We start from the raw sequence: 12273 nt of genomic DNA, 5'->3' as shown, positions 1-12273 counted from the left end.
CTTCTTGGCCTCGGCCACCCGTACCTTGTCCACCACCTCCCGCCCGTAGGAGGAGATGATGTGAAAGGGGTGGTAGACGATCCCCGCCTGCGGGCACCACTTCCTCAACGCCGCCTCGAAAGGGTTCCGCATGTCCATACAGCAGGCGAGGACGCCCGAGCAGCTCTCTACCGCCACACCTCCTCGCCTGTTCGCCTTCGTCACCTATATACTACTCTCGTTGCCTGGAAGGAACCGACAACGAGAGCGGGAGATGCAAGCTATGGAGAGGCGTGCTTTCCTCACTCGGGCCCGGCAGGCGGAGCTGGCCCTCATCGCCGTCACCGTGGTGTGGGGGCTCACCTTCTCCCTGGTCAAGAAGAGCCTGGAGGAGATCACCCCCTTCGTATTCATGGCCTGGCGCTTTGTCCTGGCCTTCCTGGTCATGGCCGCCGTATCCCTGCGCCGCATGAGGGGCCTGGACCGCGGGACGCTGGCGGCCGGGCTTGTACTCGGCGTCTTCCTCTACGGCGCCTACTCCCTGCAGACCATCGGCCTGAAGTACACCTCGGCCGGCAACGCCGGCTTCATCACCGGGCTCTTCGTGGTCTTCGTGCCCATCCTCTCCACCCTCTTCCTGCGCAAGCGGCCGGGCCTGCGCTCCATGGTCTCCGTGGTCCTGGCCACCGCCGGCCTGGCCCTCCTCTCCCTGCAGCCGGGGCAGGGCATAAGCCTGGGGGACGCCCTGGTGCTGGGGTGCGCCTTCACCTACTCCCTGCACATCATCTGCATGGACCGCTTCGTCCAGCGCCATGACCTGGTGCTGCTCACCCTGGTGCAGATGGGGGTGGTGGCGGCCATGCACACCGCATCCGGGTTCATCTTCGAGGACTTCGTCTTCCCCACCGGCGGGTTCGTGTGGATGACCATCGCCGTCTGCGGCGTCCTCGCCTCGGCGGCGGCCTTCTTCGTGCAGGCCTGGGCGCAGCGGGCCATCTCGCCGGTGCGCACCTCGGTGGTGCTGATCATGGAGCCGGTGTTCTCCGTCCTCTTCGGCATCGTCCTGCTGGGAGAGAGGCTCTCCTGGCGGGGATGGCTGGGCTGCGCGGTGATGCTCGTGGCCATGCTCATAACCGAGGCGAGGCCGGAAAGCCCATCTCCGGACCAGCACGGGTAGAGAAAGTGCCGGAGCAAAGGCGGGTATCTTTTCATAGCCTTACAGATAACCGTCTCCGGACCAGCACGGGTAGAGAAAGCGCCGGGGTTATCGCGAACGTCGTCAGAGGTGGGAGAGGATCTTGGAGAAGAATTCCACCGCGCGGGGGTGGCGCGGGTTGGTGAATATATCCTCCGGGCGTCCCTCCTCGACGATCAGCCCGTCGTCCATGAAGATGAGGCGGTCCCCCACCTCCTTGGCGAAGCCCATCTCGTGGGTGACCACCAGCATGGTCATCCCCTCCCGCGCCAGGTCCTTCATGGCGTCCAGGACCTCCTTGACCAGCTCGGGGTCGAGGGCCGAGGTTACCTCGTCGAAGAGCATGAGGTCGGGGTCCATGGCCAGGGCGCGGGCGATGGCCACCCGCTGCTGCTGTCCGCCGGAGAGATGGGCGGGGTAGGCCGAGGCCTTGTCCTTCAGTCCCACCCGCTCTAGGAGTTGGAGGGCCTTCTCCTCCGCCTCCGCGGGGTCCATCTTTCTGACCTTGATCGGCGCCAGGGTCACGTTGCGCAGGGCGGTGAGGTGGGGGAAGAGGTTGAAGCTCTGGAAGACGATGCCCACCTTCTGACGCATGGCGTTGATGTCCACCTTGTGGTCGGTGATGTCCACGCCCTCGATATAGATGTGTCCGCTGGTGGCGTGCTCGAGACCGTTCACGCAGCGCAGCATGGTGCTCTTGCCGGAGCCGCTGGGCCCGACGATCACCAGCACCTCCGAGGGCTTTACCTTGAGGTTGACTCCCTTTAGCACCTCGTGGAAGCCGAAACGCTTGTGGAGATCAACGATCTCCACCATGTATTCTCCGTTCAATCCCCCTCCCGGGATCCCGCCTTACGCGTCAATGACAATATTAACCCATAACGCGGCCCGGCACGAACGGCTCTCCGCCGCCGCCCCGCGCGAACTGGCCCTCTCGGCAACCCCTTCACCGTTTCATCGCCGGTCCCGCCGCCTTTGTCACGCCTCGCCGCCTCAATCCTTCATGGAGAGGCGGGTGGTCATGAACTGCACCAGCCGCATGAGGGGAAGGGTGATGATGAGGTAGCACAGGGCGGCGCCCATGAGCGGGGTTACACTGGCATATTTTCCCATCATCTCCCGGCCTCGGAAGAAGACCTCGGCCAGCCCGATGGTGGCCACCAGGGCGGTGTCCTTGAGCAGGGCTATGAACTCGTTGGAGAGCGGCGGGATGACGTTCCTTATCGCCTGGGGAAGGACCACATAGCGCATGGCCTTCAGGTAGCCCATGCCCAGGGAACGCGCCGCCTCCATCTGCCCCTTGTGTATGGACTCGATGCCGGCGCGGAAAATCTCCGCCTCGTATGCCGCGTAGCAGATGGTGAGGGCGATCACCCCCGCCACGAACTGGCTCAAGTTGATGCCCATGTAGGCGAGCCCGAAATAGACGATGAAGATCTGCAGCAGGAGGGGCATGCCCCTGATGACATCGATGTACACCGCGGCCAGGAAGCGCAGGGGTATGAGTCGCGATATCCTCACCAAGGCCACCATGAGGCCCGCGGCCAGGATGCACACCTCCGAGATCAGCGCGAGCTTGATGGTCACCCACAGCCCCCTGGCCACGTAGGGCATGGTCTTTTTGAACACCCGCCCGCTGAAGAACTCGTCCATGAACTTCTTTCCCGCCTCGAACCTGGTGAGGAACACCGCCAAGAAGGCCACCGCGGCGGCCAGGGCGAGGATGCCGAGAACCCAGAGCACGATCTTCAGCCTTCCGTTTATCCTTCACACCTCCCTTCAACGCGAAAGGCCCGCTCGCTTTCGCGCGCGGGCCGCCGTCTCCGACATCAGGACATCTTCAAGCTCGTATTGCTTTTGCCTATTCCTCCCCGAACCACTTCTTGAAGATCTTGTCGTAAGTGCCGTCCTTCTTCATCTCCGCCAGCGCCTTGTTGATGGCCTCCTTGAGCTGGTCGTTGCCCTTGCGGATGCCGATCCCATACTGCTCGTCGGTCTTGATGGTGGCCACCACCTCCGTCTGGCCGCGTATCTTGCTCATGTAGGCGTTGACGGGGTAGTCGTTGAGGATGGCGTCTATCCTGCCCAGCTCAAGCTCCTGGAAGGCGAGGATGATGGTGTCGTATTTGCGGATCTCCTTGATGCCGGGGATCTCCTCCGCCGTGAACTGCCCGGTGGTATCCACCTGGACCCCCACAACCTTGCCCGCGAGGTCGGCCTCGCTCTTGATATCCGTGTTGCCCTTCTTCACCGCGATGGACTGGTTGGAATCGATGTAGGGGTCGCTGAAGTCGATCTCCTCCAGACGCTCGTCGGTGATGGTCATGGCGGACATGATGATGTCGTACTTGTCCGCCTTCAGACCGGGGATGATCCCGTCCCAGGCCGTGGTCACCACCTCGAGCTCCAGGCCGAGGCGCCCGGCTATCTCGGTGGCGATATCCACGTCGAACCCCTCCGGCTTGCCGTCATCCCCTATGGATTCGAAGGGCGGGTAGGTGGTGTCGCTGCCCATGAGCAGCTTGCCCTTCTGGAGGGTGGTGACCGTGACCTCCTCCTTTTTCTCCTCCTCCTTCTTTTCCTCTTTCTCCTCGCCGCAGCCCGCGGCCAGCAGGCTCACCGCCAGGGTAAGGGCGAGAACGAGGGTCAACAGGGCGAGAAATCCTTTCCTGCGCATCTTCCCTCCTTGTTCGACTTCGGCCGGCAACGTTCAAATTATATAAGGAAACATGTACGCCGTGAACCCCCGGGATATCCGTAACCTGCTCTTTTATCTCCAGTATCATCTTCACTCCCTCCTCCTTCACATATGGGGCAGATACCTCCAAAATCCCTCAGCACGCAATCCCCACATTGCGCGCACTCCTCGACGAACAAGCCGGGTTCCGCTTCCCTTCCGATGAACAGGGTGTTTAGGGCGGGGAGCATCGGCAAGATCGTGCTTTCCGCAACCATCCTCACCCCCAGAGAGCATGCGGTAACAAGCACCGCCTCTACCCCTTGCAGCAGGGCGGTGAATTCGCGCTCCGCCTCCGGGGCCAGGGACTCGCAGGCAACGGTAAGAACCGCGCGTGGCTTTGTTTCCACGCCCTCATCCTCCAAGCGGCGCGCCAGCTCCTCGACCTCCTTCACGCCGCCCGTGCCGGCCATGGCGGGGCAGGTGCCACAACCCACCACGGCTATGGTCCGGGCGGATCCCAGCATCCTCTTTATCTCCTCCGTACGCTTCTGTCGCGTGATGCTCTTCATCTCCCACCCCCTAGGTTATCTCTGTCCTCTTTAAAACGCCGCTTCCATGCGCACATCCCCTGCCGTTGGCGTGGGATAGAAACTCGGATGTGAATCCCCTGAGGCAGTCGCGGACTGGCTCCAGGCCCCGCGCGAGTTCCTCGCAGAGGGCCAGCTCTCCAGACAGTTTCAGAGCCCTCTCCAGACCGCCACGGCCGCATCTCCGCCTCTTCCTTCCATTATTTCCTGGATGGGTCCTGCCGCAGCCGACGAGGCCGTCCTGCCGGGCGCACAACCTCCACAACACCTTCGACCTGCATACAGGACCATGAGCATCGCCGTGCGTGACATACAAGCGCTATCGTCCATAAAGCCGACCTTCCTCGTACCCTCCACGCCCTGGCCGGAAAAGTGTGCGGGCTCCACGACGTGATCGCGTTCGCCGAACAGGTAAACCGCCTTACATCCATCCTCCAATCCCACCCACGCGGCGATATCGTTGACATTTGCACCGGCTTTCAGCTCCATCAGGGAGCATGGCCTACCGGGGACCTGCACCCCCACCAACGCGCCTGGTAGCGACGTCTCCTCCGAGCTCTTTTCCGAAAGGCACATGCGCATCAGGCGCCTTGCGGCATCCGCCGGTACCACGACTGCCCGCAACGTTCCCACACCATCACCAGATGCAAGGGAGGCGGCTTCCCACAACATCATGCCCCCTCACAAACGCGGCCTTTCCCGGTACCGTGGGGGCCGCCACGTCCACGGGCCTCCGAAAGAGCGAAAATCCCAACCCCGTCTTTCCCCGTTCTTTCGCAGGAGGGGCTTTTTCAAGCGGTCCGGATGGTGCACGAAGTCGAGTCCGAAACGCCCCTTCACGCAAAGGTTGTAACCGTTGACGGAGCCGGGGACTCCCGCTCCCGCCCCGATGACCCTCCCGTCCCTTATACGAAGGGCCAGGGTACAGCCCACGCCGCAGTAAGGGCAGGTGGTCTCCACGACACGATCCTCGTAGCCCAGATGAAGCGAAGGTTTCTCCATCAAGGCACCCACCGGGCACATGGACACGCAGAGCCCGCAGAACTCGCAGGCGGAATCGTCTACCGGCAGGTCCCCGCATACGGCGGGGCGGAAAACGCCCCCGTCTGCCGCATCTCATAGGTCCCCGCTCCCTGCACATCGAGACAGGCTCTAACGCAAAGCCCGCAGGATATGCATTTGGAAAGGTCTCTTATATATAGAAGGGATTGGCATCGATGATAGGGCGATAGTCCTGGCTGATGGGAAACTCCCTGCCGGTCACGCCTATCTTGACGGCGATCTTTTTCAACTGCAATCGTTGTTCTTCTCGCACACCTCGCAATGCATGGGGTGCGCGCTGAGGATCAGTTCGTGCACTGCCTTCCTGGCCTCATGCACCCTCTCGCTCCCGGCGACAACGGACATCCCGTCCCGGGACACGGTGTCACAGGCGGCGATCATGCGCCCCTTCTCGTCCTCTACCAGGCAGATCCGACAGGAGCCGCTCGCCCTCACCGCGGGATGCTCGCACAGGGTGGGGATCTTTATCCCCACGGCCTCCGCCGCCCGTAGGATGGAGGTTCCTTCCTCGACCTCGATCCGCCGTCCATCGATGGTCAAGCCGATCATCACCCGGCCTCCAGCGATGCCGGTTGTGCAAATGCTGCCGCGGATGGGGTGCGGAGATGCTGTAGAAACGCCCCTAATGAATGGCAATAGCCGCGTTCAGCTGTGTGTGAAGTCCCCCTCTTCGTCTTTCTCTCGCGTTCCTTTAATCCTCGACTCGAGGCAAGTAAACCGGGCATCCTGCATAAACCCCCACCCGCATACACGGGCGCCACAACCCGGTCATTGGTTTACCGACCCTGGTCCGAGGATCCGATCATCCGCGCCGATCAGGTGTAGAGGATAACGGCTCGTCATCGAAACGGGAATTACGAGAATACGAATCGGCAGCCGGTCGGGAATTCGGTTTCCCGATCGCCTTCTTTTTTGTTTTATCGGGATATAGAGATTGTCTATGAATCCATGTCAGCGCAGGCCTAGGACGCCGACCGTACGCAGAGGCGGCTCCAGCCCCACGAGTCCGTTTATCCCCGCCTCGTCGACGCCATCCACGCAGACGTCCACCCCGAAGCCCATGGAGGCGGCCATGAGGGACATCTGGGAGAGGGCTATGGGCACGTCTATCATCCAGAACGGCTTCTCCAGCATCTCGTAGAGGTAGGAGCGGTCGGGGTCGGCGACACCCACCACGGCGGCCCGCCACGCGACATTTACGCCGCAGGCCCGGGCCAGCTTCTCCAGTGTATCCTCTCGCCTGACGCCGATAAAGTGCCACTGCTGGGTGTTGCCGGCGCTAGGGGCGATGCGGGCGGCCTCGAAGCAGGCATCCAGGGCCAGGTCGAGGGGAACGCCGGGGTCGCTCTCGCGCTTTTCCCCCAGCCGCCGCAGCAGTCCCGCGACGTCCTGGACCGCGGGGGCGGAGAAGGGCTCCCTCGACAGCTCCCGTACGCTATAGGGATTGTCCATGGTTTCTAGATAGGCGATGTCGGAGAGCGGCTTGCGCTTCCTCGATATCTGCCGGTAGAGCATGTGGTCCATGTCCATGGCCTTGACCCGGGGCTTGGGTTTTCCGAAGGTGATCACCGCCGAGACGTAGGTCTCCCTGCCCAGGCCCAGCGCCGTTCCCACCTCTTTCTGGTTCAGCCCACCCAGCCAGCAGGTGCCCTGGCCCGCTTCCGTGAGCCAGAGCACGACGTCCTCCGCCGCCATGGCGGCGAGGGGCAGCTCTCGCGGCCTCTCGCTCCTCACATCCTCGCGCGCCACCGCCAGCGCCAGGAACCCGGCCACCGGGGAGCGGTTGAGCCAGAGGTTGATCTTGCCCTGCGTCCCCTTGTGTATGCGCTTCTTTATCCTCTCCACCTTCCCGGGGTCGGTGACCACCATGACGCTCCCCTCGACGGCTCCCCGGGTGGAAAGCGCCAGGTCCACAGTTTCCTCAAGGGAGCCGAAAAAGGCTTGCGTGTAATCCCCCGGAAGGTACTTGCGGTGGGAACGGCGCGCGTAGAGCACCTCCCACAGACCCCAGGGCGTATCGGAGTAGGACCGGTAGTCACGGGTCGCGGTCTTCGTCTGTTCCATCTCTCCTCCCAGAGATTTTTAGTGGGGCCATATCTTCGATCATCGATGCCAGTAACTTATCACGCTCCGAGGACGTCCTTGTCCTTGAGGCCATTCCAGGCCCGGTCTTTGGACCAAATCCAAAATCCGGGCCTGACCCCTTGGATTGACCCCTCGGATAGAGGCCGCTAAGCGGGGTGGCCGCTCCCTGCCGGCGGGCCTTCGTAGACCTCCATGAACTTGTCGGCCAGGGGCGGGACGAGGTTGGCGTAGAAGTCCGTCTTCACGCACACCACTGCCGGGAGCTCGTGGTCCTTGGCCCGCTCGAAGGCCGGCAGCAAGTCCTCCGCTTTGTCCACGAACTCGCCGTAGCATCCTATGCCCTCCGCCACCCTATCCCAGCGCACCGGCGCCTGCTGACAGGCGATGACCCTGGAGGCGTCCCCCTCGAAGAAGGCCAGCTGCTCGATCTCCTCCATGCACCAGTGTTCCTCGGCGTGGACGATGACGGTGATCTTTACCTTCTCCCGTATTGCCGTCTCCATCTCCATGAAGTTGAAACCGGCCGCGCCGTCCCCGGTGATCACGTACACGTCCTTGTCGGGGTTGGCCAGCTTGGCCCCGATGGCCATGGGGATGCCCGTGCCCAGGTGGCCGAACTCGAAGATGCCCAGGGAGGTGCGGGGGTTGGTGAAGCGCAGGTAGAGGGCGTCGAAGAGGCTGGTATTGCCCCCGTCCCCCACGTTGATGGCCTCGGGTCCGAAGACCTTGGCCGCCGCCTCCACCGAGGTGGCGGGGTGGATCTTGTCTCCCTCGTAACTCTTCGGTGCCGCCTCCAGGATGGCCATCTGCTCCGCCTCGATATCCTTGAACCTCCGCACCGCCTCGCCCGACGCAGGTTTGACTCCCAGCTCCTTGAGCCTGGCCAGCAGGGCCCTCAAGGTGGCCCGGGCGTCGGCCACGATGCCTAAGGAGATGGGGCGGTTGGTGCCCACGTTCCTGGGGTCCACGTCCACCTGGATGAGTTTCTGCGCATCGATATCCCCGAAGTAGATGTCGTAGGGGAGGTCCAGGTTGCCCAGGCGGGTGCCTGCCGCCAGGATCACGTCCGCCTCCCGCCGCGCCGTCAACGCCCCTTCGCCTAGGCCCAGGAGGTAGTTGGGATGGTCGTTGTTGAAGGCGGACCTGGCGGCCATGGAGGTGGTGGCGGGGCAGTTGAGCAGTTCCACCAGTTCCTGGAATTCCTCCCACCCCCCGGAGTTGAGGACTCCCGTGCCCGCCATGAGCAGGGGGTTCTTCGCCTCCGCGATGAGCCTGGCCGCCTCCTCCACCTGCGCCGCCGGCGGCTCTAGGGCCATGGGCCGGTACTGGTGGGGTTCCAGGTACTTGAGCCCGGAATCGTCGCCCTCCTCGAAGATGATGTCGTAGGGTATGTCGATGTGCACCGGTCCCGGCCGTCCCGACAGCGCCTCGCGGAATGCCCTCTGGATCACTTCCGGGATGCGGTTCCACTGGTGCACCACCGCGTTCCACTTCACCACCGGCTTCATGATCTCGTATTGGTTCACCGCCTGGAAGGCCCCGGAGACGAACGGATAGACGATCCCGGAGCGGGCTTGCGAGGAGATAGCCACCACCGGCACCCCCTCCTCGCGGGAGCAGATGAGGCCGGAGACCAGGTTGGCGGTGCCGGGGCCGTAGCCCGCCATGACCACCGGTATCTCACCCGCGGTCTTATAGACCCCGTCCGCCATATGCGCCGCTGCCGCCTCGTGGCGGGGGCCCACCCAGCGGATGCCGCTGGCCACCGCCGCCGCCATCACCGCGTGGTACCCGGCGTCGGTGATGCCGAAAATCCTCTTCACCCCCTCCTTGAGCAGGCACTTGACTATTACCTCTCCCCCCGTCACCTTGGCCATGATAACACCTCCCGATATCCCTCTGCCGACCGCCGACCCTTCCGGATACACCGGCTATTCCTTCGCCTTGAAATCCTCTATGTCCAGACTCTTCGCGAAGATCTTCTCGTATAGCGGACCGATCATCCCCAGACCGGGCCCCGCGGTCATGCCGCCGTCGATGGCGATGGCCTGGCCGGTGATCATGGCGCAGTCGTCACTTGCCAGGAAATGGTAAAGAGCGGCCACCTCCTCCGGCTGCACCAGGCGCCCCAGCGGCATGAGCATGTTGGCCAGCTTCAGCTCCACCTCGGCCGCTCCCTCTGCGTAGGCCATGGGGGTATCCACCGTCGAGGGGCAGATGCAGTTCACCCTGATGCCGCGCGGCGCCAGCTCCAGGGCAGCGGTCTTGGTGACGGCGATGATGGCCGCCTTGGAGGCGACGTAGGTGCCGTAGGTGGGAGTGCCGTAGAGGCCCGCGTAAGAGGCGGTGTTCATGATGGATCCGCCGTCCTCCATGAGTGGCGCGGCATGCTTTATCCCCCACAGGACCCCCTTGAAGTTGATGTCCAGGGTCTCGTCGATGCCTTCCCGGGTGATGCTGTCCACGGTGCCGACCTGGCCTCCGATGCCGGCGTTGTTGACCACGGTGGTCAGCCTGCCGTACTCGGAGACCGCCGCCTGCATGAGCTCCCTCACCTGGTCCTCCATGCTCACATCGGTCTTGACGTAGATGCCTCCCGCCTCGCGAGCCACCTCGCCGGCGTCGGCGATGTCCGCCAGCACCACCTTGGCGCCGGCCCGCGCGAAGCGCAGCGCGGTGACCTTGCCGATCCCGGAGGCGGCACCCGTCACCACCGCGACCTTCCCCTCCAGCGAGAACATGGCTGGCTCCCCCTTTCCCGTCCCCGGTCCGCCCACCGGGGCGCGGCGGCTAACCGCCGCTCCCCCGCCCTTCCGCTCTCACCATGGCCAGCGCGCTCTGCTTCAGAAAACGCGCCAGCTCGTCGAAGTCTATGCTCTCCTCCATGATGCCGCGGTAGTACGGATTATAGGTGCCTGCCGCCCTGCCGTGCTCCGTGCCGGGGCGCCGGGATAGACTACCTGGCACCGGCCGCGGCTCTCGACGGACTCCGCTGCCGGCCCGGACTCAGGCGTTCCTCCCTCTCCACTTCCTCGCGTCCAGGTTCGCCTTGTAGCGGTAGAAGGCCGCCAAGGCCCTCGCGGCACTCTCGGGCGAACCCAGCACCGGGATGTCCGGCCCCACCGCCTCGTCCAGTTCCCGCACGAACCCCTCGTCGCCGATGGAACACAATACCAGCGGCTTTGCGGACGCCCTCTCGCGCAATCCCTCCGCGATCCCCAGGAAATCCCGCACCGAGACCCCCCGCTCCTTGAACTCGCGGAAGACGGCGAAGGGCATCACCGCGATGGAGAGGACCATGTCCACGCGGGGTTCCTCCAGAAGCGCGGTTATGGCCGGGATGAAAGCGCCGGAGGGACCCACGTCCAGGGGATTGCGCACGTTCATCCACCGCGGAGCTACGGCACGCACCCTCTCCACGGTGGCGGAGGAAGGCTCCGGGAGAAGGAGGCCGGACTCCACCGCCGCGTCCGTGGCCAGCGCCCCCAGGCTGCCGCTGGAGGTCACTATGCCCAGCCGGTTCCCTTCCGGGAGCGGTTGGGTGGAGAAGACCCGCGCCATGTCCACAAGCTCATCTAGGGTGGAGGCGCGGACGGCTCCGGTCTGCCTGAAGAGAGCGCCGTAGAGCTCGTCCTCGCCCGAAAGGCTCCCGGTATGGGAGGCGGTGGCCAGCCTTCCCGCACCGGTGCGCCCGCTCTTGAGCACCAGCACCGGCTTGTCCCGGGTGACCCGGTCCAGGGTCTCCCGCAGCAGTCTGCCGTCGGCCGCCCCCTCCAGGTACATCATGATCAACGCGGTCTCCGGATCCCGGTGAAGGTAATCCAGGACCTCACATTCGTTCACGTCCATGCGGTTGCCGAGGGTCACCGCCTTGGAGATGAAGAGGCCTTTCCGGTGCAGGCTGTCCAGGAGGATGTTCCCGAACACCCCGCTCTGGGCGATCATCGCCACCGGCCCGGGGGTGAAGGCCTCTTCCACAACCTCCACGGTGGAGAGACGGTTGGCGGTGTTGATCACCCCCACGCAGTTAGGTCCGATGACGCGTATTCCCCAGCGGGATGCGGCCTCAAGCGCCTGCTGCTGCAGCTCCGCGCCCTCTCCCCCCGTCTCCGCGAAGCCCGCGCTCTCCACGATGACGTGGCGTATGCCGCGCTCCCCTATCTCCTCCAGGGCGCGCGGCACCGCCGGGGCGGGGACGATGACCACCGCCAGGTCGGGATCCCCCGGCACGTCGGCGACCCTCTCGTACAACGGCATGCCGTGCAGCTCTCCCCCCGCGGGGTTGACCAGGTAAAGACGATCTCCCCATCCCTGGCGCCGCAGCGCCATGGGCAGGATGAAGCCGAATCCGGGGGATCGGCGTGCCCCTACGATCACCACTCCCCGGGGAGCGAAGAACGGCTCCAGGTCTGGAATCGTCATACTCACACCTCCATCGCTCAACTGCGATCCCCCGCGCCGGGATACGGCAGCCCGTGCATGCTTTTTGATCCAGGGCCCGCGAGCATCACCCGCCCCCTCCACCTTGAAACCAACTTGAGACTCGCCCGCATATTGTATCCCGGATTTCTCATTTCAAATAGCAAGTATCACTTGCTAGAATTGCTGAAATATGTATCAGAACAGCAATAACAGCAATGCTGGTGGGGTAAAGATGGGGAACCTTGCGAATGAAGCGGAAAACG

14 protein-coding genes and 1 pseudogene are annotated in these 12273 nt (G+C 63.8%); 1 reads left to right on the top strand and 14 read right to left on the bottom strand.

The features are described from left to right. Positions 1 to 177 (bottom strand): transposase (locus tag H5T74_14440; GenBank protein MBC7231574.1); only part of this gene is annotated, 177 nt, incomplete at its 3' end. Between the two features lie 76 nt (positions 178 to 253). Between H5T74_14440 and H5T74_14435 the strand changes: the two genes are divergently transcribed. Next, positions 254 to 1156: a DMT family transporter gene (locus tag H5T74_14435; GenBank protein MBC7231573.1), complete on the top strand. Its 903-nt coding sequence runs from the start codon at positions 254 to 256 to the stop codon at positions 1154 to 1156. Between the two features lie 102 nt (positions 1157 to 1258). Here H5T74_14435 and H5T74_14430 read toward each other — a convergent pair whose 3' ends face one another. The 13 genes and pseudogenes from H5T74_14430 to H5T74_14370 all read right to left on the bottom strand — a co-directional run bounded on the left by H5T74_14430 (position 1259) and on the right by H5T74_14370 (position 12010). Next, positions 1259 to 1990: an amino acid ABC transporter ATP-binding protein gene (locus tag H5T74_14430; protein MBC7231572.1), complete on the bottom strand. Its 732-nt coding sequence runs from the start codon at positions 1988 to 1990 to the stop codon at positions 1259 to 1261. 177 nt (positions 1991 to 2167) lie between these two features. Further along, a complete protein-coding gene (locus tag H5T74_14425; GenBank protein ID MBC7231571.1) occupies positions 2168 to 2827 on the bottom strand; it encodes an amino acid ABC transporter permease in 660 nt (219 codons plus the stop codon). Between the two features lie 208 nt (positions 2828 to 3035). Continuing rightward, positions 3036 to 3851 carry a basic amino acid ABC transporter substrate-binding protein gene (locus H5T74_14420; protein MBC7231570.1) on the bottom strand — a complete coding sequence of 272 codons (816 nt, stop codon included), beginning with the start codon at positions 3849 to 3851 and terminating at the stop codon, positions 3036 to 3038. Positions 3852 to 3889: 38 nt separating this feature from the next. Continuing rightward, the gene (locus tag H5T74_14415; protein MBC7231569.1) at positions 3890 to 4423 is read right to left on the bottom strand and encodes a methylenetetrahydrofolate reductase C-terminal domain-containing protein; all 534 of its coding nucleotides are present in this window, start codon (positions 4421 to 4423) and stop codon (positions 3890 to 3892) included. Positions 4424 to 5122: 699 nt separating this feature from the next. Beyond that, a complete protein-coding gene (locus H5T74_14410) occupies positions 5123 to 5443 on the bottom strand; it encodes a hypothetical protein (GenBank protein MBC7231568.1) in 321 nt (106 codons plus the stop codon). Next, positions 5444 to 5512 (bottom strand): annotated as a pseudogene (locus H5T74_14405) (4Fe-4S binding protein). Next, positions 5503 to 5766, bottom strand: a complete 264-nt coding sequence (locus H5T74_14400; GenBank protein MBC7231567.1) for a 4Fe-4S binding protein — start codon at positions 5764 to 5766, stop codon at positions 5503 to 5505. The pseudogene H5T74_14405 and the gene H5T74_14400 overlap by 10 nt, the downstream one beginning before the upstream one ends. After that, positions 5729 to 6043, bottom strand: coding sequence for a (2Fe-2S)-binding protein (locus H5T74_14395; protein MBC7231566.1), 315 nt, complete (start codon positions 6041 to 6043; stop codon positions 5729 to 5731). The genes H5T74_14400 and H5T74_14395 overlap by 38 nt, the downstream gene beginning before the upstream one ends. A 411-nt stretch (positions 6044 to 6454) precedes the next feature. Further along, on the bottom strand, positions 6455 to 7567 hold the full coding sequence (locus H5T74_14390; protein MBC7231565.1) for a nitroreductase family protein: 1113 nt from the start codon (positions 7565 to 7567) through the stop codon (positions 6455 to 6457). A 167-nt stretch (positions 7568 to 7734) separates the two neighbouring features. Further along, complete coding sequence (locus H5T74_14385; protein ID MBC7231564.1) at positions 7735 to 9465, bottom strand: thiamine pyrophosphate-binding protein; 1731 nt, start codon at positions 9463 to 9465, stop codon at positions 7735 to 7737. 54 nt (positions 9466 to 9519) lie between these two features. Then, positions 9520 to 10329, bottom strand: a complete 810-nt coding sequence (locus H5T74_14380; GenBank protein ID MBC7231563.1) for an SDR family oxidoreductase — start codon at positions 10327 to 10329, stop codon at positions 9520 to 9522. A 49-nt stretch (positions 10330 to 10378) separates the two neighbouring features. Beyond that, the gene (locus H5T74_14375; protein MBC7231562.1) at positions 10379 to 10555 is read right to left on the bottom strand and encodes a hypothetical protein; all 177 of its coding nucleotides are present in this window, start codon (positions 10553 to 10555) and stop codon (positions 10379 to 10381) included. Between the two features lie 39 nt (positions 10556 to 10594). Then, positions 10595 to 12010, bottom strand: a complete 1416-nt coding sequence (locus tag H5T74_14370; GenBank protein ID MBC7231561.1) for a CoA-binding protein — start codon at positions 12008 to 12010, stop codon at positions 10595 to 10597. Positions 12011 to 12273 lie beyond the last annotated feature (263 nt).

The sequence above is a fragment of the Actinomycetota bacterium genome (genome assembly GCA_014360645.1).
Classification (GTDB): domain Bacteria; phylum Actinomycetota; class Geothermincolia; order Geothermincolales; family RBG-13-55-18; genus Solincola_B.
The sequence above is the reverse complement of the archived record's forward strand: the minus strand, read 5'-3'. Positions and strand labels throughout refer to the sequence as shown.

What these genes read in the sequence shown, in the direction of transcription:
- H5T74_14380 (MBC7231563.1), bottom strand. Translation starts at nt 10,329, where the DNA reads ATGTTCTCGCTGGAGGGGAAGGTCGCGGTGGTGACGGGTGCCGCCTCC.
- H5T74_14425 (MBC7231571.1), bottom strand. Translation starts at nt 2,827, where the DNA reads ATGGACGAGTTCTTCAGCGGGCGGGTGTTCAAAAAGACCATGCCCTAC.
- H5T74_14435 (MBC7231573.1), top strand. Translation starts at nt 254, where the DNA reads ATGCAAGCTATGGAGAGGCGTGCTTTCCTCACTCGGGCCCGGCAGGCG.
- H5T74_14390 (MBC7231565.1), bottom strand. Translation starts at nt 7,567, where the DNA reads ATGGAACAGACGAAGACCGCGACCCGTGACTACCGGTCCTACTCCGAT.
- H5T74_14410 (MBC7231568.1), bottom strand. Translation starts at nt 5,443, where the DNA reads ATGGAGAAACCTTCGCTTCATCTGGGCTACGAGGATCGTGTCGTGGAG.
- H5T74_14430 (MBC7231572.1), bottom strand. Translation starts at nt 1,990, where the DNA reads ATGGTGGAGATCGTTGATCTCCACAAGCGTTTCGGCTTCCACGAGGTG.
- H5T74_14415 (MBC7231569.1), bottom strand. Translation starts at nt 4,423, where the DNA reads ATGAAGAGCATCACGCGACAGAAGCGTACGGAGGAGATAAAGAGGATG.
- H5T74_14385 (MBC7231564.1), bottom strand. Translation starts at nt 9,465, where the DNA reads ATGGCCAAGGTGACGGGGGGAGAGGTAATAGTCAAGTGCCTGCTCAAG.
- H5T74_14420 (MBC7231570.1), bottom strand. Translation starts at nt 3,851, where the DNA reads ATGCGCAGGAAAGGATTTCTCGCCCTGTTGACCCTCGTTCTCGCCCTT.
- H5T74_14370 (MBC7231561.1), bottom strand. Translation starts at nt 12,010, where the DNA reads ATGACGATTCCAGACCTGGAGCCGTTCTTCGCTCCCCGGGGAGTGGTG.